General features: G+C 39.7%; 21 protein-coding genes. 16 read left to right on the top strand and 5 right to left on the bottom strand.

Going from position 1 to position 20,911, the window contains the following annotated elements:
* The first annotated feature begins 99 nt into the window (after positions 1-99).
* From AACL61_RS07730 to pyrE, 9 genes are all read left to right on the top strand, one after another.
* Positions 100-1,008: an AzlC family ABC transporter permease gene (locus AACL61_RS07730; protein ID WP_102816133.1), complete on the top strand. Its 909-nt coding sequence runs from the start codon at positions 100-102 to the stop codon at positions 1,006-1,008.
* A 2-nt stretch (positions 1,009-1,010) separates the two neighbouring features.
* Positions 1,011-1,355, top strand: coding sequence for an AzlD domain-containing protein (locus AACL61_RS07725; protein ID WP_102816132.1), 345 nt, complete (start codon positions 1,011-1,013; stop codon positions 1,353-1,355).
* Positions 1,356-1,440: 85 nt separating this feature from the next.
* Positions 1,441-1,638, top strand: a complete 198-nt coding sequence (locus tag AACL61_RS07720; protein WP_225362753.1) for a LysR family transcriptional regulator — start codon at positions 1,441-1,443, stop codon at positions 1,636-1,638.
* Entirely contained in the window at positions 1,635-2,309 is a 675-nt protein-coding gene (locus AACL61_RS07715; RefSeq protein WP_231125357.1) for a substrate-binding domain-containing protein, read from the top strand. Before AACL61_RS07720 ends, AACL61_RS07715 begins: the two co-directional genes overlap by 4 nt.
* A 343-nt stretch (positions 2,310-2,652) precedes the next feature.
* Positions 2,653-3,582: an aspartate carbamoyltransferase catalytic subunit gene (locus AACL61_RS07710; RefSeq protein ID WP_078009409.1), complete on the top strand. Its 930-nt coding sequence runs from the start codon at positions 2,653-2,655 to the stop codon at positions 3,580-3,582.
* A 13-nt stretch (positions 3,583-3,595) separates the two neighbouring features.
* Complete coding sequence (locus AACL61_RS07705; RefSeq protein ID WP_003670360.1) at positions 3,596-4,888, top strand: dihydroorotase; 1,293 nt, start codon at positions 3,596-3,598, stop codon at positions 4,886-4,888.
* Positions 4,888-5,814, top strand: coding sequence for a dihydroorotate dehydrogenase (locus AACL61_RS07700; RefSeq protein ID WP_152720342.1), 927 nt, complete (start codon positions 4,888-4,890; stop codon positions 5,812-5,814). The genes AACL61_RS07705 and AACL61_RS07700 overlap by 1 nt, the downstream gene beginning before the upstream one ends.
* The gene (gene pyrF, locus AACL61_RS07695; RefSeq protein WP_019253190.1) at positions 5,796-6,542 is read left to right on the top strand and encodes an orotidine-5'-phosphate decarboxylase; all 747 of its coding nucleotides are present in this window, start codon (positions 5,796-5,798) and stop codon (positions 6,540-6,542) included. Before AACL61_RS07700 ends, pyrF begins: the two co-directional genes overlap by 19 nt.
* Positions 6,539-7,180, top strand: a complete 642-nt coding sequence (gene pyrE / locus AACL61_RS07690) for an orotate phosphoribosyltransferase (RefSeq protein WP_003670364.1) — start codon at positions 6,539-6,541, stop codon at positions 7,178-7,180. The genes pyrF and pyrE overlap by 4 nt, the downstream gene beginning before the upstream one ends.
* A gap of 70 nt (positions 7,181-7,250) precedes the next feature.
* Here pyrE and AACL61_RS07685 read toward each other — a convergent pair whose 3' ends face one another.
* The 3 genes from AACL61_RS07685 to AACL61_RS07675 form a co-directional block, all read right to left on the bottom strand.
* Complete coding sequence (locus AACL61_RS07685; protein ID WP_102816129.1) at positions 7,251-7,910, bottom strand: HAD hydrolase-like protein; 660 nt, start codon at positions 7,908-7,910, stop codon at positions 7,251-7,253.
* Positions 7,911-7,963: 53 nt separating this feature from the next.
* Complete coding sequence (gene ribB, locus AACL61_RS07680) at positions 7,964-8,626, bottom strand: 3,4-dihydroxy-2-butanone-4-phosphate synthase (protein WP_339111201.1); 663 nt, start codon at positions 8,624-8,626, stop codon at positions 7,964-7,966.
* Positions 8,627-8,882: 256 nt separating this feature from the next.
* The gene (locus AACL61_RS07675) at positions 8,883-10,058 is read right to left on the bottom strand and encodes an SAM-dependent methyltransferase (RefSeq protein WP_102816128.1); all 1,176 of its coding nucleotides are present in this window, start codon (positions 10,056-10,058) and stop codon (positions 8,883-8,885) included.
* Between the two features lie 169 nt (positions 10,059-10,227).
* Between AACL61_RS07675 and AACL61_RS07670 the strand changes: the two genes are divergently transcribed.
* The 4 genes from AACL61_RS07670 to budA all read left to right on the top strand — a co-directional run bounded on the left by AACL61_RS07670 (position 10,228) and on the right by budA (position 15,766).
* The gene (locus AACL61_RS07670) at positions 10,228-11,262 is read left to right on the top strand and encodes an AI-2E family transporter (RefSeq protein WP_003670372.1); all 1,035 of its coding nucleotides are present in this window, start codon (positions 10,228-10,230) and stop codon (positions 11,260-11,262) included.
* 237 nt (positions 11,263-11,499) lie between these two features.
* Positions 11,500-13,161, top strand: a complete 1,662-nt coding sequence (locus tag AACL61_RS07665) for a formate--tetrahydrofolate ligase (RefSeq protein ID WP_102816127.1) — start codon at positions 11,500-11,502, stop codon at positions 13,159-13,161.
* Positions 13,162-13,353: 192 nt separating this feature from the next.
* Positions 13,354-15,033 carry an acetolactate synthase AlsS gene (alsS, locus tag AACL61_RS07660; RefSeq protein WP_086141974.1) on the top strand — a complete coding sequence of 560 codons (1,680 nt, stop codon included), beginning with the start codon at positions 13,354-13,356 and terminating at the stop codon, positions 15,031-15,033.
* Between the two features lie 16 nt (positions 15,034-15,049).
* Positions 15,050-15,766, top strand: coding sequence for an acetolactate decarboxylase (gene budA / locus AACL61_RS07655; protein ID WP_086141975.1), 717 nt, complete (start codon positions 15,050-15,052; stop codon positions 15,764-15,766).
* A gap of 127 nt (positions 15,767-15,893) precedes the next feature.
* On the opposite strand, the gene AACL61_RS07650 is transcribed toward budA, so the two are convergent.
* Complete coding sequence (locus AACL61_RS07650; RefSeq protein WP_085679950.1) at positions 15,894-16,118, bottom strand: hypothetical protein; 225 nt, start codon at positions 16,116-16,118, stop codon at positions 15,894-15,896.
* A gap of 504 nt (positions 16,119-16,622) precedes the next feature.
* Here AACL61_RS07650 and AACL61_RS07645 point away from each other — a divergent pair.
* Positions 16,623-16,997, top strand: coding sequence for a helix-turn-helix domain-containing protein (locus AACL61_RS07645; RefSeq protein WP_086141976.1), 375 nt, complete (start codon positions 16,623-16,625; stop codon positions 16,995-16,997).
* Position 16,998: 1 nt separating this feature from the next.
* On the opposite strand, the gene thrC is transcribed toward AACL61_RS07645, so the two are convergent.
* A complete protein-coding gene (gene thrC / locus AACL61_RS07640) occupies positions 16,999-18,492 on the bottom strand; it encodes a threonine synthase (protein ID WP_086141977.1) in 1,494 nt (497 codons plus the stop codon).
* A gap of 106 nt (positions 18,493-18,598) precedes the next feature.
* Here thrC and AACL61_RS07635 point away from each other — a divergent pair, with 106 nt between their 5' ends.
* Both AACL61_RS07635 and thrB read left to right on the top strand, forming a co-directional pair.
* Positions 18,599-19,873 carry a homoserine dehydrogenase gene (locus AACL61_RS07635; RefSeq protein WP_086141978.1) on the top strand — a complete coding sequence of 425 codons (1,275 nt, stop codon included), beginning with the start codon at positions 18,599-18,601 and terminating at the stop codon, positions 19,871-19,873.
* Between the two features lie 11 nt (positions 19,874-19,884).
* Positions 19,885-20,745 carry a homoserine kinase gene (thrB, locus tag AACL61_RS07630; RefSeq protein WP_086141979.1) on the top strand — a complete coding sequence of 287 codons (861 nt, stop codon included), beginning with the start codon at positions 19,885-19,887 and terminating at the stop codon, positions 20,743-20,745.
* Positions 20,746-20,911 lie beyond the last annotated feature (166 nt).

Here is a 20,911-nt window from a genome sequence, read left to right as displayed (position 1 = left end):
TCTTTTTCAATTATATTCAACTAATTTTATATGTGGTAGACTAAAAGAGCATTGTGTCACTTGATATTATAAAAGATACAAATTATTGGAGGAAATTCTGTGGCTAAAGCACAAATAAATCCAGAAAGGACACGCTGGCTTGAGGTGCTTGGTGTCTCAATGCCATTATGTCTTAGTTATATTCCGATTGGATTGGCCTGTGGAATCTTACTACACGCAGCAGGTTTAAACTTTATAATGATTTTATTGGTGTCGGTATTAGTGTTCTCTGGTGGGGCACAATTTATTCTGGCATCGTTATTAGCAAGTAACGCTCCATTAGGGACTATCTTTATCTCACTTTTCTTCTTAGAGTTACGATATGTATTGTTAGGATCGAGTTTATCTAAATATATTAAGGATAAATCAGCACGTTTCATCCTCATCTTTTCTGCATCAATGAACGATGAAAATTATGCTGTTAACTATATGAAGTTTGCAACTGATAAGAAATGGGATCCCGATGACGCGTTGTTAGTGGAGTATTATTCACTTGCAGCATGGTCGACTTCAAACATGGTTGGTGGTTTGATCGGTGGTGCAATTTCGATTGACCTTGAAGTGGTTGATTTTGCATTAACGGCCTTATTCTTATATATGATCGTAATGCAGGTTCAAAACCACTTGACCCTAGTTATTGGCATCTTGGCAGCTGTTCTTGGTGCATACTTCCAGGCATTGACTAAAAGTACACTTGGGATTATTATTGCAACCTTAATTGCTTCCTTTGTTGGATTCTTGATTGAAAATACAGTTCGTCACCATAGTAAGCATCCAAACTCGAACTGGTTCTTGACAAAAATGTTTAGGCCGAAGATCACAAAGACTACGATCGAGGATAAACAAGCTCAACAAAAAGAAGTTAAGGAAGTTGAAAAACTGGAAACTAAGATTGAAGATGTTGTTGAACACCATGATGAGAAACATGAAGAGAAAAAACATGATGATAAACATCCTGATGAGGGCTAGACATGGAACAACTATTAAGTAATAAAATCGTTTACCATATTATAGTGATTATCTTGGCAGCTTTAGCGGCATTTATTCCCCGTTATCTACCAGGATTATTCTTCTCAACGCGAAAAATCCCAGAATGGTTTAATGAATGGATGAAATATGTCCCAGTTAGTTTATTTGCGACCCTGGTTGTAAAAGGGATCTTCTTAACTGGCTCTTATCATTTTACTCTATTCGGTTATCCAGAACGGATTATTGCAGCATTGATCGTGATTGTGATTGCGTACTTTACTCGATCAATGTCGATTTCAGTAATTGCTGGATTGGTTGCTGTTTGGCTTCTGAGTTTAGCGTTATAAGAGTAGTTTTGTTATAATTATAAACAGTGGATTGGTTTCTAACTTGCGAAGAAGCCAATCCCTTTTATTTTAGGAAGTGAGTACGTTGGATTTTAAGCAAACAATTGCATTTGTTAATCTTGCTAATACTTTGGATTATCAATATGCAGCAAAAAAATCAGGGATAACGGTTGATGAATTGGTTCACACAATTAAGGCGCTTGAAGAAGAGCTTAACATCAAGCTTATTAGACCTGAAGGCGGCGTAGTTGAATTAACTGAAATCGGGGCGTTTTACCGTTGATCACTGAGATTGCTCAAAAACATGCTAAATTATTATCGGTAGTTACGGATTATCGAAAAAAGGAAGCAGAAGAAGCGATCAAAGTTACTGTCGTCCCAGGCTTTGCCAATTATCAAGCAGCCCCGGTTGTTAAAAAATTAGCCCAGCAACATAAAATGAATCTTGTTGAAGATGTTGATCCAATGGCACAGCTACAACAAGGGGAAAGCGAGCTGGCATTTATTAGTTATGCCGGCAAACTTCCCGATGATTTTGAGGTGCTTTCAGTGGGAACTGATGACTTAGTAGCTTATATCCCAGCGCGGAACCCACTTTCTAAACAAAAGGAATTAACGCTTATTGATCTAAAAGCAGAAAAATTTTTAACACTAAACCATCAAAATCCATTTGCAGTCTTTGTTCAACAGGTTTGTGCTGCGGCTGGGTTTGAACTATATTCTGTTTTTGAAGGAGAAAAAGGAAGAACATTAATAAATATGGTTGCTTTAGGGATGGGGATAACCTTGTTGATGGAACAATCAATAAGTGAAAACTTAGATAGTAAAGTGGTTAAAGTGCCGATTGTTCCCAAAGTTACTCAAAACCTTGCATTTGTTCGTCGTAAAAATGTAGAACACACGGCAGAGCAAGAAGAGTTATGGCAAGCTCTAAAAGAATCCTTTGAAAAATAGAAAAAAGGTTTGACAATTTCGCAAACTACGCTTATTATCATAAGTAACAAAAATACCTTTAACTTAGTCCCGTGAGGCTAGGAAGGATTTAATTGAGCGTTTAAGTACACCTTCTTAGCTATTGCTGAGAAGGTTTTCTTTTAAGCAGTAGCACCAAGAATACGCCAGTAAAATCAATAGGTATTTTGAAACAACCGACCATTTAATTGTTTCCAGAGAGAGCAGAACGGTATGTTGTTTTTAGCCTACTTATATCCTAAAAGCAAACAGTGATGCCTCTCGAAATTTAAATGGGAAGTTATCACTGTTTTGTTGTAATTAGACTGGAAAAGGAGCGCTATTGATGATTAGTACAGAAAGAATTCAACCAAATTTAGTAACAGTTGCCGACATGGATGCAGCAGATGCAATTGATTTAATTCATGAAGCCCAAGCATATAAAGCTGGAAAGCAAGCGGTTCTCACTGCACCGGCATACGCGGTTAACCTCTTCTTTGAAAACTCAACCCGAACAAAGACTAGTTTCCAAATGGCACAAATGAAGTTGGGAATGAATGTACTAGAATTCGAAGCGGGCACGAGTTCAGTGAAAAAAGGGGAAAGCCTCTATGACACTGTTAAGACAATGGAATCAATCGGTGTAAATGTTGCGGTAATCCGTCATCCTGAAAATGAATATTACAACCAATTGATTAATCATTCAGACCTTAAGATCGGAATTGTAAATGGTGGTGATGGTAGCGGCCAACATCCATCGCAATGTTTACTTGATATGATGACAATTAATGAAGAATTTGGCGATTTCAAGGGGTTAAAAGTACTAATTATTGGTGATCTTAGTCACTCCCGAGTAGCGCACTCAAATGCAATGATGCTTAATCGTCTAGGAGCAGAGGTTTATTTTGCTGGCCCAGAAAAATGGTATGATCCTACACTGGAACAATATGGAACTTTTGGTGACTTTGACGAATTGCTTCCTCAAATGGATGTAGTTAATTTACTACGAGTTCAAAATGAACGGCTAACGACTGCTGACGGTCAAGCTTTTGACGCTAATCAATATCACCAAGCTTATGGTTTAACTTTAGAGCGAGCCGCAAAGATGAAGCAGGGGGCAATCATTATGCATCCGGCACCTGTTAACCGGGGTGTTGAAATCGATAGCTCTCTTGTAGAAGCGCCTAATTCACGCATTTTCCAACAAATGACAAACGGCGTATATACCCGGATGGCAATTCTTAGTCGAATTCTTCGTTACCAAGGATTGATGTAAAAAGGTGATTACGATGAGTAAGGCAGTTTTACTAACGAATGGCCGACGAATTTATAATGATGAATTGGTTAAGACTGAAGTTTTGATTGTAGATGGCAAGATTAAGGCAATTGGCGAGCATATCCAGGCACCAAGTGATGCAGAAAAAGTCGACCTGGATAATGGCTTGATTACACCAGGACTAATTGATGTTCATGTCCATCTTCGTGAACCAGGCTATACCAATAAAGAAACGATTGCTACAGGAAGTAAAGCCGCTGCACATGGTGGCTTTACGACAATTGCTGCAATGGCCAACCTTAATCCGACATGTGACACACCAGAAAAATTTAAAGAACAGGTTGATCGGAACGAGAAAGCTGGACTGGTAAAAATCCTCCAATATTCACCAGTTACAGTTGGTCGGGCTGGAAAACAAGCAGTTAATGTTGCTGAGCAGTATGCTGCAGGTGCCCGTCTTTTTAGCGATGATGGTGCGGGAATTCAAGATGCTGGAGTTGTATACCAAGCAATGCAACAACTAGCGAAAGTTAACGCTCCGTTATGTGATCATGCGCAAGATAATCAACTTGCACAAAATGGGGTAATTAATGATGGGGCAACTATTGCTAAAAAACTAGCACTACCAGGAATGCCAGCGATTAGTGAAACAGCGCAAATTGCTCGGAATTTGGTGATTGCTCAGGCAACTGGGGTCCATTATCATGTTTGCCATGTTTCAACTAAAGAAAGTATTGACCTGATTCGTCATGCCAAACAACAAGGAATTAACGTTACATGTGAAGTGACTCCCCATCATTTACTTTTAGCCGATGCTGATATTAAAGAGGATGATGCTGAATTTAAGATGAATCCACCTCTTCGGCAGCGTCTTGACCAACAGGCTTGCTTAATTGGGCTATTGGATGGCACGATTGATTGTATTGCTACTGATCATGCGCCACATACCGATGCGGAGAAGCAGCAAGGATTTCTTAAATCACCAAATGGTATTGTTGGCTCAGAAACAGCTTTTGCCTTACTCTATACCCACTTTGTTAAAACGGGTATCTTTACGCTTGCCCAATTGATTGACTGGATGGCCGTTAAACCGCAAGCGATTTTTAACCTTGATAACGCTGGACTATTAAAGGTAGGGGACCCAGCAGATATTGCTGTATTTGATATCGATCATCAAGATGTAATTCAACCAGACCAGTTTTTCTCTAAGGGTCACAATACTCCATTTGTTGGTGAACAAGTATACGGAATGACTAAGCGAACTTATGTCGATGGAAAACTCGTATATCTGGAGGGAGAAGGATAATGCAAGAAACACAACGATTAGCAGTTGAATTGCCGGGATTATCACTAAAAAATCCGATTATTGCGGCAAGTGGGACTTGTGGATATGGGCAAGAAGCAGCTAAAAAGTATAATCTTAATCATTTAGGCTCCCTTGTGTTAAAGTCTACTACCCTCCATCCCCGTCAAGGTAATCCGCGTCCGCGAGTTTGTGAAACCAGTGCCGGTTGGCTTAATGCTAATGGTCTTCAGAATGTGGGCATTACCGCAGCAACTAATGAAAAAATTCCGTGGTTACGAAAAAATTATCCGCAACTACCGATTATTGCAAGTGCTGCTGGTTTTTCTGAAGACGAATACGTTAAAGTTGTTAGTGAATTTGCTAATACGGCTGGGGTGAAAGCAATTGAATTAAACGTATCATGTCCGAATGTAAAACACGGCGGGATGGCAATGGGAACTGATCCAGAAGTGCTTCAACGATTAGTAAAACAAGTAGTTAAAGCTGCCCTAGGAATTCCCATCTATGTAAAGCTAACACCAAATGTAACTAATATTGTTCCCCTCGCGCAAGCAGCTGAGCAAGGGGGTGCTAATGGCCTGACGATGATTAATACGTTAACGGGATTAAGCATCGACTTAAAAACTCGGCGCCCGGCTTTAGCTAATGTAACGGGCGGCTTATCAGGTCCTGCCATTAAACCTTTAGCATTAAGAATGATTCACCAGGTCCGTCAGGTTTCTTCTTTACCGATCATCGGCGTGGGTGGAATTGAATCAGCTGAAGATGTTCTTGAATTTATGATGGCGGGTGCTAATGCTGTTCAAATCGGGGCAGCTAGTTTTCATGATTCATTGGCTTGCCCGAAAATTGCAGCTGATTTACCAATCGTAATGGATAGATACGGGATTAAGAAACTTACGGATTTATGGGAGGTAAGATTTTGAAACGCTTCGTACCGATGGTGGCTATCGATGTTGCAACTAAGCAGGAAGCAATTGACCTATTTGATAAATTAATGGTAAAACCGCAGCCGATCGTAAAAATTGGAATGGAATTATATTATGGCCTGGGACAAGTAATTGTTAAAGAGGCAAAAAAGCGGGGATTTAAGGTATTCCTTGATTTGAAATTATACGATATTCCGAATACTGTTCATCGCGCAATGGCAGCTATTGGCCGATTGGGAATTGATTTTACGACAATTCATGCAGCTGGAGGCAGTGAAATGTTGATTGCCGGATTAGCCGGTCTAGAAGAAGGAGCTAAGGAAGCAGGCGTTGAACCAGCAAAGTTATTAGCAATTACCCAACTTACTTCGATTGATGAAAAAATTCTCCATGAACAACAGCATGTTGATTTGTCGTTGATTGAGTCAGTCCAAAGTTACGCGCGCTTAGCAGAAAAAGTAGGATTGGCCGGCGTGGTTTGCTCAGCCCATGAAATCAAGGCGATTCGTGAAGTGACTGGGGATGATTTCCTATGTGTAACGCCAGGAATCCGCCCGACTCATGCAATAAAAGATGATCAAAAGCGAGTGGTTACACCAGCACAAGCAAGAATAGATGGGAGCAATGCGATCGTAGTTGGACGGCCAATCACTCAGAGCTTTGACCCAGTTGCTGCTTATCAAGAAGTCCAAAAAGCATTCTTAAATGAGGAGGAAGAAAAATGACATATTCACAACGCGTTGCAAAAGCATTATTAGATATTCATGCTGTTACCCTTAGCCCAGACCAACCATTTACCTGGGCAAGTGGTCTAAAATCTCCAATCTATACCGATAATCGATTGACGATTTCTTATCCAGAAGTTCGGCAAGCAATTTTTAATGGGATGGTTGAACAAATTAAACTTCATTTTAGTGAGGCCGATGTTATTGCCGGGACAGCAACCGCTGGAATTCCTCATGCGGCATGGGTTGCTCAGAATATGGAATTACCGATGATTTATGTTCGGACTAAGCCGAAAGATCATGGTCAAGGCAAGCAAATTGAAGGGGTGCTTAAAGAAGGACAAAAAGTCGTCGTGATTGATGACCTTATTTCAACTGGTGGTAGTGTATTAAACGCTGTGCGGGCGGTTAACAATGCAGGCGGAAAAGTAATTGGCGTTGTTTCTGTCTTTACTTATGACTTGCCAGCTGCTGAACAAAACTTTATGGCAAATGGACTAAAATACTATTCAGTAACGGATTATATGACTTTGATTAAGGTCGCAAAGGAAAATGACCAAATTAGTGCGGACCACCTCAAGTCTCTTCAAGAATGGCGGAAAGACCCGTTAAGCTGGAGTAAAGAGCAAGCATCATAATAATTAATTATCAAAAAAGCCTAAGATTGATTCAGAAAAAAGTTAATCTGAATTAATCTTAGGCTTTATCTTATTGTTTATCTTCCCAAATCTTTTGAAGCATTGGGTAGCGTAAGTCACCAACTTGTACTACTTGATAATCTGCATTTGCTAGTGTTGTAGCATCACCAACGCCAATTGCAATTGCATTTATATGGTGAATATTTTCAATATCATGAGCTGTCGTTCCAACTCCAATGCAATTAGCTCCGATAAGATTTAATTGATTAACAGCAGTTAGATATGGGCTTTCTTTATCATTAGTCTTAACGATACTATCGACATAATTATCAAGGCCAATTTGTTTAAGGACATTTTGTACATCTCCATTAGCATCTAACACGGCAATTCTAACGTAATGATCATAGAGATTTAGTAAAAGACGCTTAATCCCTGGAAGTTGATCCTTTTCACTTAGGCTATCCGCTTCTTCGTTAAGGAATTTTTGCCATTCTGCAATCATTGAAGCCTTTTCGCTTGGGGCAGGATTAGCATTAAAATGTGCTAAGACTAGGGAGAGCCCTTGCGAAGGAGTAAGGTTATCGAATTGGGAAGCTAATTTTCCAGGTAATCCCATCCCAAATTCATACATTGCAAAACGTTGCCATGCAGTAAAGGATAACTTATTTGTATTAACAAAGATATTATTAAACGAAAAAATCGCACCATCCATGATTAAACATCCCTTCATAGATAATTATGTCTATATTTTAACGTAATCGAAAATGAAAGGGAATACATTAATTAAGCATTTACTTTAGCGAGGTCAGCGGCATAATCGATTCCCTTTACATCTAAATACTCAATAATTTGATTGATTGTAATAAATGGTACATGAACTCGGTTAGCAAGGACTGACAGACTATCACGACGAGCCATCGTGCCGTCACGCTTTAACACTTCGATAATAACAGCAACTGGTGCCTTTCCTGCTAAATAGGCAAGATCAATAGCTGCTTCGGTGTGACCAATTCGGTCTCTTAATCCATGAGGTTGAGCGTAAAGAGGTTGAATGTGGCCGGGATGATTAAAGTCAGATGCTTGGGCAGTTGGCTTGGCAATTTGCCGAATCGTTGCTGCGCGGTCAAAAGCAGAAACACCAGTAGTAACACCGGTTGCTTCTAAGGTACCATCAGTAGTAACCATAAATGGTGTTTGGTGTGGGTCAGTGCTATGTTCTACCATGGGCTTAAACGCTAAATGTTTAGCAATATCTTCGCTTACTGGTACACACATCAAACCATTTGCCTCGTTCAACATTTCATAGATAGTATCAGCGTTGACATTTTCACCCAAAGCTACTAAATCACCTTCGTTTTCACGATCTTCATTATCGGATAAGATGATATAACCACCATTTACTAATTGGTTTAATGCTTCTTCAACAGTTGAAAATTGACTTTGCATAATTTATATACTCCTTTGAAATTCTGAAAGTGATAGAACAGTTACATTCGAATGTGTTATTATAATAACGAACATTTTAATTTAAATCAACCTATTTTTAAACTAAAACACGAATAATATTAAAAGGTTTCAAAGAGTAAGTTTGTGAAAGAGCTGGAGAAAATAAAGATTTCTCACCAGCTCTACGCTCTATCTTTAGAGTAACAAAAAAGTCCAGAACGAGATATTTTTCGTCCTGAACTAATCTTAGGTTGTTCTATTTTGTCATGTAATCACGAGTCATTGGTAAGTTTTTACCTGAAGGACCCTTAGTTATCAAGTATTGAATAACATCAATATTTCCAGATTCAAATGATGCAGCACATGCTTGAAGATATAAATCCCACATCCGTGTAAAACGTTCACCCATCATATCAAGGATTTGAGCACGATGTTCATTAAAGTTCATGTCCCAAATTTCGAGGGTGCGTTGATAGTGACGGCGAAGCATTTCGATATCAGCGATTTGCATATGATTTTCTTCAATGTGACCGATCATTTCTTCGAGACCAGGTACATAACCGCCAGGGAAGATATACTTGTTAATCCACCCATTATATGCACCGCCTTGTTGACGAGTGATACCATGAATCAAGGCAACACCATCATCAGCAAGGCAACCTTGGATATCTTTAAAGTAAAAACCTAGATTTTCTTTTCCAACGTGTTCAAACATACCAACGGATGTAATGTAATCCCACTTTTGGTCACCAAGTTCACGGTAATCAACAAGTTTAACTTCGGCAACGTCTTGCAAACCTTCTTTTTCAATCCGTTCCTTAACAAAGCGATATTGTTCTTCGCTTAAAGTAACTCCAGTAACTTTTAAGCCATATTCTTTTGCAGCAGTTAACATTAATGTTCCCCAACCACATCCAATATCAAGCAATGTTTTGCCAGGCTTTGGATCAAGCTTCTTTAAGATGTGATGAACCTTATCAACTTGTGCTTTTGTAAGATCATCATGGTTGCCATCAGTAAAATAAGCACATGAGTAAGTTAGCGTATCATCAAGCCATAACTTGTAGAAGTCGTTCCCAACATCATAATGACTTTGGACATCATTTTTGCTCTCTTTTTCTGAGTGGCCTTGTTTAGGCAAAAATTTGCGGAACTTAGAACTCCGCATAAAACTATCGGCACTTTCATATGCTGATTCGATCAATTCTTGAATGCTACCCTGGATCTCGATTTTCTTATCCATGTAGGCTTCCCCAAGTGCAATTGAGGCGTTCTTGGTAATATCACGCATTGGAATTTTCTCATTAAAGGTGATAGTTACCTCAGGAGTTCCGTCACCATAGATAACACTTGATCCATCCCAAAATACGATCTTTACGGGAATGTTAAATGAGTGCTTTAGTAGTGACTTGTAGAACGTCTTTTCTAACATGAAACGCATCCTTCTTTCTGCAATAATAATACTCATTATAACACCCTTAAAATAAAAGTGTTTTAAGACAATTAATAAAAACATTTCATAAGAAAGCGATAAACTAATTGCTGAAAAAATGAAAGCTTGCTACTATGCTAATTGGTAGGAAAAATAGGGAGATGATTGAATGACGAATGCCTGGAAGCATTTTATTGAGAATGTAAAACTACGGCGTTTCACTGTCTTATTATTAATCATTGTCGTACTCTGGCTAATGAGATCAATGATGAATTTAATTTTATTTACATTTATTCTTACTTATCTTGTTGTTAGTTGGGTAAGACTCGTCCAGCGATGGTTACCACGAATGTCGACAAGTTTAATTGTAATCGTTACCTATGTATTGTTAATTGTTCTCTTATACTTAGGGGTGACCCGCTATTTACCAGTTTTATCTCGGCAAGTTGTTAAAATGGTCAATTCAGTAGTTCATTTCTATAGTACTCATCAAGCGACGATGATATATCGTTATGTCAGCCATTACATAAGTACCGCCACTATTATGAGTCAGGTTCGGCATGGGATAACAATCGCGGTTAGCACTTTGACAAGTATTGGTGCAATTACCGTTTCATTTGTAATGTCTTTAATCTTGAGCTTTTTCTATACGCTTGAATTAAAACAAATGAATGAATTTTCTCATAGCTTTTTAGATAGTGATTTTGGCTGGTTTTTCCAGGATATTGATTATTTTGGTAAAAAATTTGTCAATACTTTTGGGGTAGTATTAGAGGCCCAATTTTTTATTGCTATTTGCAATACGGTGATTACCACGATTGGCCTATTATTTATGCGGATGCCACAGATTTTTGCTCTATCGTTAATTGTGTTTATCTTTAGTTTGGTTCCGGTTGCTGGAGTAATTATTTCAACAATCCCATTGGCGATGGTTGGTTACTCAGTCGGTGGAATTCGCGATGTGGTTTACATTATCATCATGATTATCATCATCCATACTTTGGAGGCCTACGTCTTAAATCCTAAGTTTATGTCTAGCCGGACAGATCTACCAATCTTTTATACTTTTATCGTATTACTGATTGGTGAACATCTTTTTGGTACATGGGGATTGATTGTGGGGGTACCAATCTTTACCTTCTTACTTGATGTATTAGGCGTAAAGCCCATTCGCGGTGCAAAAAGAATAAAAAAAGAAGTGTGAGTGAGAATTAGCCTTGTGGCGACGCGAAGCTATTTCCATAATGTCTTGCTACTATTCATGGAAACAGTTAAGGCTGGGAGGAAAAGTTTTCTCCCAGTTTTTGTTATCCGAACAATTTATGTTAATTCACTGGATAAAGTTAATTAAAATCGAACTTATTTTGCAAAATTGCTGAAAAAGTCTTGAGTTAGTGTATAATGAAATTAAGATAGGTCTAAAGAAAGGAAGCTGATATTCATGACAGACATCGAGATTGCAGACCAAGCGACACTGGAACCAATTACAGAAATTGCCGAGAAACTCGGACTTTCAGAAGACAAAATCGAACAATATGGTAAGTATAAAGCCAAAATTGATTTAAATGTAAAGCCTTTACCTGATAAAAAACATAAACTAATTTTAGTTACGTCCATCAACCCTACTCCTGCTGGTGAAGGGAAGTCGACTGTCCTCATTGGCTTAGGGGATGCATTAAATCAGTTAAATTATCAGACAACGATTGCAATGCGTGAACCATCGATGGGGCCTGTTTTTGGAATCAAAGGTGGTGCAACTGGTGGTGGATATAGTCAGGTTGTTCCAATGGAAGATATTAACCTGAACTTTACCGGTGACTTGCATGCTCTTACAAGTGCTAATAATACTTTGGCCGCTTTAATTGATAACTATATTATGCGTGATAATGCAATGAACCTTGATCCGCGGCGAATTATCTGGAAACGGGTAGAAGACGTTAACGATCGTGCTCTCCGAAATGTAGTTACCGGTCTTGGCGGTCCAATGGCTGGTGTTCCACGTGAAACAGGCTTTGACATCACAGCTGCTTCCGAGTTGATGGCAATTTTATGTCTATCAACTAGTCTTCATGACTTGAAAGAACGGATTAGTCGAATTGTAGTAGGATATACATACGATAAAGAACCGGTCACAGTTGGCCAGCTTAATTTTCAGGATGCAATTACAATTATCTTGAAAGATGCATTAAAGCCTAACCTTGTCCAAACTTTAGACCATACGCCAACAATCGTACATGGGGGACCATTTGCCAACATTGCCCATGGGTGTAATAGCGTTTTGGCGACGCAAACTGCCCTTAACCTTTCTGACTATACTGTGACGGAAGCTGGCTTTGGGGCTGACCTTGGTGGGGAAAAATTCCTTGATATTAAACAACGTGTTCTTGGTAAGCATCCAGATGCAATTGTCATCGTAGCGACTGTCCGAGCGCTAGAATACAATGGCGGTGCCAAACTTGCAGACTTAAATGATGAAAATCTTGATGCGCTGAAAAAAGGAATGGCAAACCTTAATCGTCACATTAAGAATATGCAATTATATGGGTTACCAATCGTAGTTGCAATCAACCATTTTGTCAGTGATACCGATAAAGAAATTCAAATGATTAAGGATGACTGTGCTAAGCAAAATGTTGAAGCAATTTTGACTGATGCTTGGGCTAAGGGCGGTAAAGGTACCCATGATTTAGCTAATAAAGTAGTCGAACTTGCTGATAGTCCAAGTGAATTTACTCATATCTATGACGTTCAAGTTGATGACCTTCAAACTAAGTTAGAGAAGATTGCTAAGCAGATTTATGGTGCTAAAGAAGTATCATTTAGCCGTAAAGCACAAAATCAATTGAAGCGATTTGCTAAGTATGGATGGAATGACTTGCCAGTATGTATTGCTAAGACCCAGTACTCATTTACAGATGACCAAAAACAACTCGGTGCCCCAACTGACTTTACTTTCCATATTCGGGAATTGGTACCAAAGATCGGTGCCGGCTTTGTCGTGGCATTAGCTGGTAATATGATGACAATGCCAGGCCTCCCTAAAGAACCAGCGGCTGTAAACATGACGATTGACGATAATGGTAAAATTACCGGATTATTCTAAATAACCAACACAAAACATCGATTGTGCAATAACGTACATCGATGTTTTTTCACAAACTTTTCAAGGCTAGCGGGTTGAAGTTATTGATATACTGCTATGTGAACTTAATCGTTTTCTTGTGAAATTATAAAATAAGGACTACAGTAGAGGTATATCGTTTTATAAGTTTAATTAGGTAGAGGTGAATGACTAATGGAAGAGAAACTACATGGCGCAGATATTGTTATTGATAGTTTGAGAAAACACGGGGTTAATCTCGTCTTTGGTATTCCCGGAGCGAAGATTGATCGTTTGTTTGAAGGACTAGATGGTCAAGACAGTGAAGATGCACCTAAATTAATTGTTACCCGGCATGAGCAAAATGCGGCGTTTATGGCCCAAGCTTATGGTCGCTTAACCGGAAAAACAGGGGTCGCGATCACTACATCTGGCCCAGGAGTTGGTAATTTAGCAACTGGGATCATGACAGCCAACGCAGAAGGAGATCCAATGTTAGCGATTGGGGGACAAGTACAACGGAAAGACCTTCACCGCGCAACCCACCAAAGCACGCCTTCAACTGAAATTATGGCACCGATTACGCAATATAGCGCTGAAATTCAAGACCCTAATAATATTTCAGAAATTATGGCCAATGCATTTGAAGCGAGTCAGGATGCACGTAAGGGAGCAGCTTTCGTTAGTCTTCCACAAGACGTTGATGATGCTGAGGTAACTGAAAAGCCATTGCCAATTTATGAAACACCTAAGATGGGTCCTGCTGATCCAAATGACTTACAAAAACTAGTCGAACTAATTAAAAATAGTAAAATGCCGGTTATCTTAGTCGGTCAACGGGGCGCGGATGAAGAAATTACGACTGCTCTCCGCAAATTATTAAGTGATTATTCATTGCCTGTTGTTGAAACATATCAAGCGGCTGGAGTAGTATCACGTGACTTAGAACAACAGTCATACTTTGGACGGATTGGCCTTTTCCGTAATCAAGTAGGAGATCAGCTTCTTCAACAAAGCGACCTTGTTATTGCTGTTGGTTATGATCCGATTGAATATGAACCACGAAACTGGAACAAGGAGGGGAATCTGCGAATTGTAAACCTTGATACCTTGCCAGCGCAAATTGATAACCACTATACGCCAATCATGCAACTAGTTGGTAATATTGCTATAAGCTTAACGGAGCTTGATAAGTTACTAAAAGGGTATGAATATCCTGTTGCAGCCACTGAGCAACTCGCTAAGTATAAGCAAGAACTTGACCAAGATAAAAAGATTCAAGTACCAACAAGCAATGATGCCAGCCATCCGTTAGCAGTTGTGCATGCAATTCAAGAAAATGTTACTGATGATATGCACGTTGCGCTCGATGTGGGTTCCCACTATATCTGGATGGCACGACATTTCCGCTGCTACCAGCCACGACACTTGTTAATCAGTAACGGGATGCAAACACTAGGCGTTGGCTTGCCATGGGCGATGGTTGCAGCGATGCTTTATCCCGAATATAAATCAGTGGCAGTTTGCGGGGATGGAGGCTTCCTCTTCTCTGGGGCGGAATTAGCGACAGCCGTTCAACACCATCTTAATGTTGTAACGATTGTATGGAATGATGGCGGTCATTACGACATGGTTAAGTTCCAGGAAGAGATGAAGTATTCGCAAGCAGCTGGTGTTAAATTTGGAAATGTTGATATCGTTAAGTATGCTGAGAGTTTTGGTGCAACTGGACTGCGAGTAAATAAGCCGGCTGACCTTACTAAGGTACTCAGTCAAGCGTTTAATATTGACGGCCCAGTTGTGGTAGATGTGCCAGTTGATTACAGTAATAATAAAGAATTAGCTGCTAACTTGATTGATTCACAACTTGGCTAAGAGGAGAACAAAGATTATGACAACATTATATGAACACGGAACGTTAGCTGCTTTGATGGCAGGAAATTTTGATGGCACAATTACTGTCGGTAATTTGCTAAAACATGGTTCGATGGGAATCGGTACTTTTACTGGCTTAGACGGTGAGGTTGTTATCCTGAATAACGAAGTGTACCAAGCGGTTTCGAATGGTCAGGTCAACCACATTACAGATATGGATGCTACAATGCCATTCGCCTCAGTCCATTTTCCTGCTGAGCAACAGGATATAACATTAAGAAATGTAAACTTTGCTAAACTTAATAATGATTTTGTTAAAGAACATAAGCTTGCTAATGTTTTTGCATTCTTACAATTAAGCGGTGAGTTTGAGCACGTTAAAATTCGAATTGCTCCGAAACAAGAAAAACCATACCCGACTTTACTCGATGTTGCGCAACATCAACCTGAGTTTACGGCTGAAAATATTTCCGGAACCATTATCGGTTATTATGCCCCAGAAATTTTTGGCACGATTACAGCAGCGGGCTGGCATCTTCATTTTATTAGCGATGATCGGCAATTTGCTGGTCACCTTCTGGCGTTTGATGCCCCAGAATTAACAGGTAGCTTTGAAATTTTTGATAATCTGGAACAACATCTGCCGATTCATAATCAAGAATTTCGGGAGAGTACAGTTGATATGGCAACTTTACGTGACGGAATTGCTAAATCAGAAGGAAATGCAGACTAAAGAACAAATGAAGCAGCGGTATAAATAACGCCGAAAAAGGGCTCCAGTGCTCGGTAACGAACTCTGGAACCCTTTTTGTGATTTCTAAAATATCATCTTAAGTTGTCGTTTTTAATGAGTTGATTAATTAGTAGTCGCTTGGAAAAATAATATTTGCAGATTTACGGAGACGGTATAGAGTCATATTAACAATTTTAGCTAGTTCAATCCATCGTTGATAATTATCCTGCTGCTGTGGCGATTCGGGGTTAGTAAAGAGTTGTGCAAAATCGTTTAACTCGTCAAACATGGTGTTATCTAAGTAGTGGTTATTGATAACTTGAATACTCCCCTGATTATTAAGATAAGTCACTTTCTTAGTATCGAAAATACTGTCAATTATTAGCGTGTCGCGAAGCCTATATTTATTGCCAAATGCTTCTGCGGTGCTAAGCTTACGGGAATATACAACAGTAAGTTAATATTTCCCAGTATCTTGTGCTGCATGAATCATCTGGTCAAAAATAGTATGGGTTCCAATAATTCCTAATCGTAACATAAGCTAGATTTCCTGGTTAGCCATTTTGTAGATTTGTACCATGTCATCATAATAAAGAACTTTCTGATCCCTTGTGCCCACCGGTAGCATTAGGACATGATTGTGACATTTCCATTTCTGCTTGGCAGGTATTTCAATAGTGCTTTTTACACTAAATACCTAAACCCTGTTTTAAAAAATCGTTCAGTTGAAGTTTTGGTGATTCAAGAATCTAACCCGACCGGCAAAAAATTCATTACCTTACTCCACCAGCTAACAGATGTAGCGGACCAGCCTGATAAGTAATTTTAAATCCGCAATCTCCTTTCACAAGCTTGGTTGACACTAATTGCTGAAATTAAGTTTCAAGAACAACACCAGCAATTGACGGTTATCCCACGTGAACGCAGCAAAAATATTTTAGCGTATTTGCACAAACACTATGCGGAAAAGGTAACAATTAATGATAGTGCAACTGCGGTCAATATTAGTCCCAAAGAATGTATTCGGTCATTTAAGAAAAACATTCACCAAACGCCAATTGAATACTTATTAAATTACCGGGTTGAGCAGGCAAAGAAAATATTGCGGCATTCGGAGCTTTCGATCACGGATATTGCTTTGCGGGCGGGATTTAGTACGAGTTATTTTAGTAAAATATTTAAGGAACGGGTAGGGATGACACTACGGGAATACCGGCAGCGTCAAGGGTAGCTTACTTTAAGTTTAAAATTTTACTTATCAATGTTTCCATGTCTGCTGGGTTAATGACTTTTTCTTGGCGCGGCGTTTGGTCTACTAACGCTTGGACACCAGCGCTAAGCTGATCTCCCAGAAGATCATGTAACTGTTGAAGAGCAGGAAGCCCGATTTGACTAACTTTTTGGTTGGTTAGTGCGTGGTAGACGGTTTCAGGGAATTTATATGGACTGGCAGTTGACACGATAACTGTGGGAGTTGTGTCATGGCTTTGTTGCTGATATTGATGTGTTACATGTGATGCCACTGCAGTATGCGGGTCAATAACATATCCATCATTTAAATATACTCGTTTAATTTCGGCTTCAACTTCATCTGGGGTCGCAAAACCAGCCACAAATTGCTCCTGAAGCTTATTTAATACGGTGGAATCTACCTGGTAGTGACCGTCAGTAGCTAATTGCTTCATTAATTTAGCAACTGTTACGCAGCTTTCATCATAAAGATCAAAGAGGAGCCGCTCAAGATTACTTGATACTAAAATATCCATTGCTGGTGAGTTAGTTAGGTAAAAGTTGCGTCGCCGCTCATATTTTCCGCTCTTGAAAAAGTCGGTCAATACATTGTTTTTATTAGAAGCACACAAGAGCTTGTTAATTGGTAAGCCTAATTTTTTAGCGTAGTAACCAGCGAGGATATCGCCAAAATTACCAGTCGGCACGGTGAAATTAACTTTCTCCCCTAGTTGGATCCCGCCTGTATGAACAAGCTGTCCGTATGCAGCAAAATAGTACACAATTTGGGGGATAAGCCGCCCGATATTCATTGAATTAGCTGAGGAAAAGCAGTTATTATTTTGCGCAAGGCGGTCATTAAATGCTTGATCGTTGAAAATATGTTTAACGCTTGTTTGGGCATCATCAAAATTACCCTTAATTGCGATTGCGTGGAGGTTTGATCCAGGCTGCCCCAGCATTTGGCGTAATTGAACCGGACTAACCCCGCCAGCAGGGTAGAAGACGATTACCTGTGTGTCTTTTTGATTGCTAAACCCTCGCATTGAGGCTGTTCCAGTATCACCAGAAGTTGCGGTGAGGATAACGATTTGTTTTTCTAGTTGGGTGTTTTGTGCAGCACGTGACACTAATTGGGGTAACATTTGTAAGGCGATATCCTTAAATGCCAGTGTCGGCCCGTGAAAAAGCTCAAGATAATAATTGCTGGCGTGTTTGGGCGTTAATGGGGCAATTAAACGGTTATCCCACTGACTACCATAAGCGGTATTTGCATTTTTCAGTAGTTGGCCGCTCGTAAATTCATCAAAAAACCAGTTAAGAATAGTTGCAGCAAGTTGTTGGTACGGCAACGAAATTAAGGTTGCAAGGTTATAAGTTGGTTGAGGAAAATGAAGCGGTACATAAAGACCGCCGTCTGGAGAAAGTCCTTGTAAGATAGCAGTTGGTGATTTTAAAATCGTTGATAAGTCTCCCTGAGTGCTACGGTAGTCCATGATAATTCCTCCAATTTCAAAGGTGATTTTATTTTAATTGTATGTTTCTTATATGCTATGGTACAATGCTGAAAATGAAAAAACAATGAGAAACTGAGGCGGGAAAATGAAAAACATTAAACTGGGACTGCTCGGTCTGGGTACGGTCGGGTCAGGAGTCTTACAGATGGTTCAACAAAATGCGGATAAAATTCTCGATGTTACTGGGTGCAAGTTAACAGTTAAAACAGCTTTAGTTCGAAACCTTGGTAACTATAATAAGTATGCTGATGAAACTTCTTTAACAACTGATTTTGATGAAATCTTGAATGATGATGAAATAAAAATTGTCGTTGAACTTATGGGTGGTATTCATCCGGCTAAAGAATATATTACAACCTTATTAAAAAATCATAAGAACGTGGTCACAGCGAACAAGGATTTGATTGCGTCTTATGGCCCAGAATTGATGACTGTCGCGCATGAAAATCACTGTGACTTAATGTTTGAAGCGAGTGTGGCTGGTGGGATTCCTATTTTGCGGACGATTGCTAATAGCTTTACGGCAGATAAGGTTACTGAAGTAAAGGGAATTGTAAATGGAACAACGAATTACATCTTAACGCAAATGAGCCAGCGGGGATGGTCATACCACCAAGCACTTACCCAAGCACAACAGCTGGGATTTGCAGAGAGTGATCCAACCAATGACGTGACGGGTAAGGATGCGGCTTACAAGATGATTATATTAAGTCAATTTGCATTTGGAACTCAACTAGATATTAAGGACATTGCGGTAGAAGGGATTGACCGATTGAATGACGCTGATGTTCAACAAGCAGCGTCATTTGGATACGTAATTAAATTACTAGGGATTACCAAGCTGGTTAATAATGGAGTATTTGTCGAAGTTGGCCCAGTGTTAATCCCCCGTGATCATCCTTTAGCAACAATCAATAATGAATTTAATGCAGTAATGGTTACAGCCCAAGCGGTCGGTGATACGCTCTTCTATGGCCGCGGTGCAGGGGGCTTGCCAACTGCTAACAGTGTGTTAAGTGATATTACAACGGTAACGAAAAACATTATCCTGGGAACTAATGGGAATCTCTTTAATAATTACCAACAACCTTATATTCCGGCAAAACTTGCTGATATAAAATATCCATATTATTTATCGTTAACCTTGCCGGATGTTCCTGGGCAAATGTTGAAGCTAACCCAGATGATGACGGATATTAATGCTAGTTTTCGTGAAATAACCCAAACAAAAGATGGCAAAATTGCGCACATTGCAATCATTACTCACCGGATGAGCAAAGAACAATTACAGACATTACTAACTAAAGTAGCTAATGATCAGTCAATTAACTTGTCGGCGGCTTATAAAGTGATGGGATAGGAGGAAGTATAATGATTATTCAAGCACCTGCTTCCAGTGCTAATCTTGGCCCGGGATTTGACTCGATTGGGATTGCAGTCTCTTTGTATTTAAAATTAGAAGTCCTTGGTCCAAGCGATAACTGGCAAGTTGATCACCAGCTTGGGAAGCTCCCTCATGATGAGACGAATATGATTGTAACAACGGCATTAAGTGTTGCACCGGATTTGCCGCCACAGCACCTGCAGGTAGTCAGTGAAATTCCGATAGCACATGGATTAGGAAGTAGTTCAAGCGCAATTGTTGCTGGAATCGAATTAGCAAATCAGCTTAAGAACCTGAACCTTAGCAAGGAAGAAAAAGTTGAGATTGCCAGCCAGATTGAAGGCCATCCTGATAATGTCGCACCGACTATTCTAGGGGGATTAGTAGTGGGGACACATATTAATGGGCATTTTTCTGCGATTGAAGCGCCCTTATTCCCCTATGCTTTTGCTGCATATATCCCGCCTTATAATCTAAAAACAGCTGATGCGCGAGCTGCCTTGCCATATCAACTAGAATATTCCCAAGCTGTTCATGCGAGCGCGGTTGCTAATACCTTTGTTGCTAGTTTGTTTGCTAAAAACTATGATGTAGCTTTTAAATTAATGGAGGCAGATCGCTTTCATGAACCATATCGCAAAGAGCTAGTTCCAGAATTAGATCAAATTCGTGAATTAGGAAAAAAACATGGAGCACTAGCAACATATTTAAGCGGCGCCGGACCAACAGTAATGACAGTTATCGATAATGACGATTACGGATTATTTGAACAGGCAGTACATGCTGCGGGGCTAAAGGGAAAAGTAGTCCGTTTACACCCAGATGTTGAAGGAGTTAAACTAATATAATTTAGGAAAGAGGCTGGAAATGGATTCGGCCTTTTTTCTTTTTTAGTGCGCCCGGCATGGGTATTAGCTAGGTGGTGAAAGTCCGCTATGGGCCGTAGTAGTCGGAACCATGAGCTGAGGACAAGGGTGTCCACCGTGAGGTGGAATCTGAAGGAAGTCTAAGGCA

The sequence above is a fragment of the Limosilactobacillus reuteri subsp. porcinus genome, assembly GCF_036621895.1.
Taxonomy (GTDB): domain Bacteria; phylum Bacillota; class Bacilli; order Lactobacillales; family Lactobacillaceae; genus Limosilactobacillus; species Limosilactobacillus reuteri_J.
Note: the sequence above shows the minus strand (reverse complement) of the source record. Positions and strands in the feature narration are given on the sequence as shown.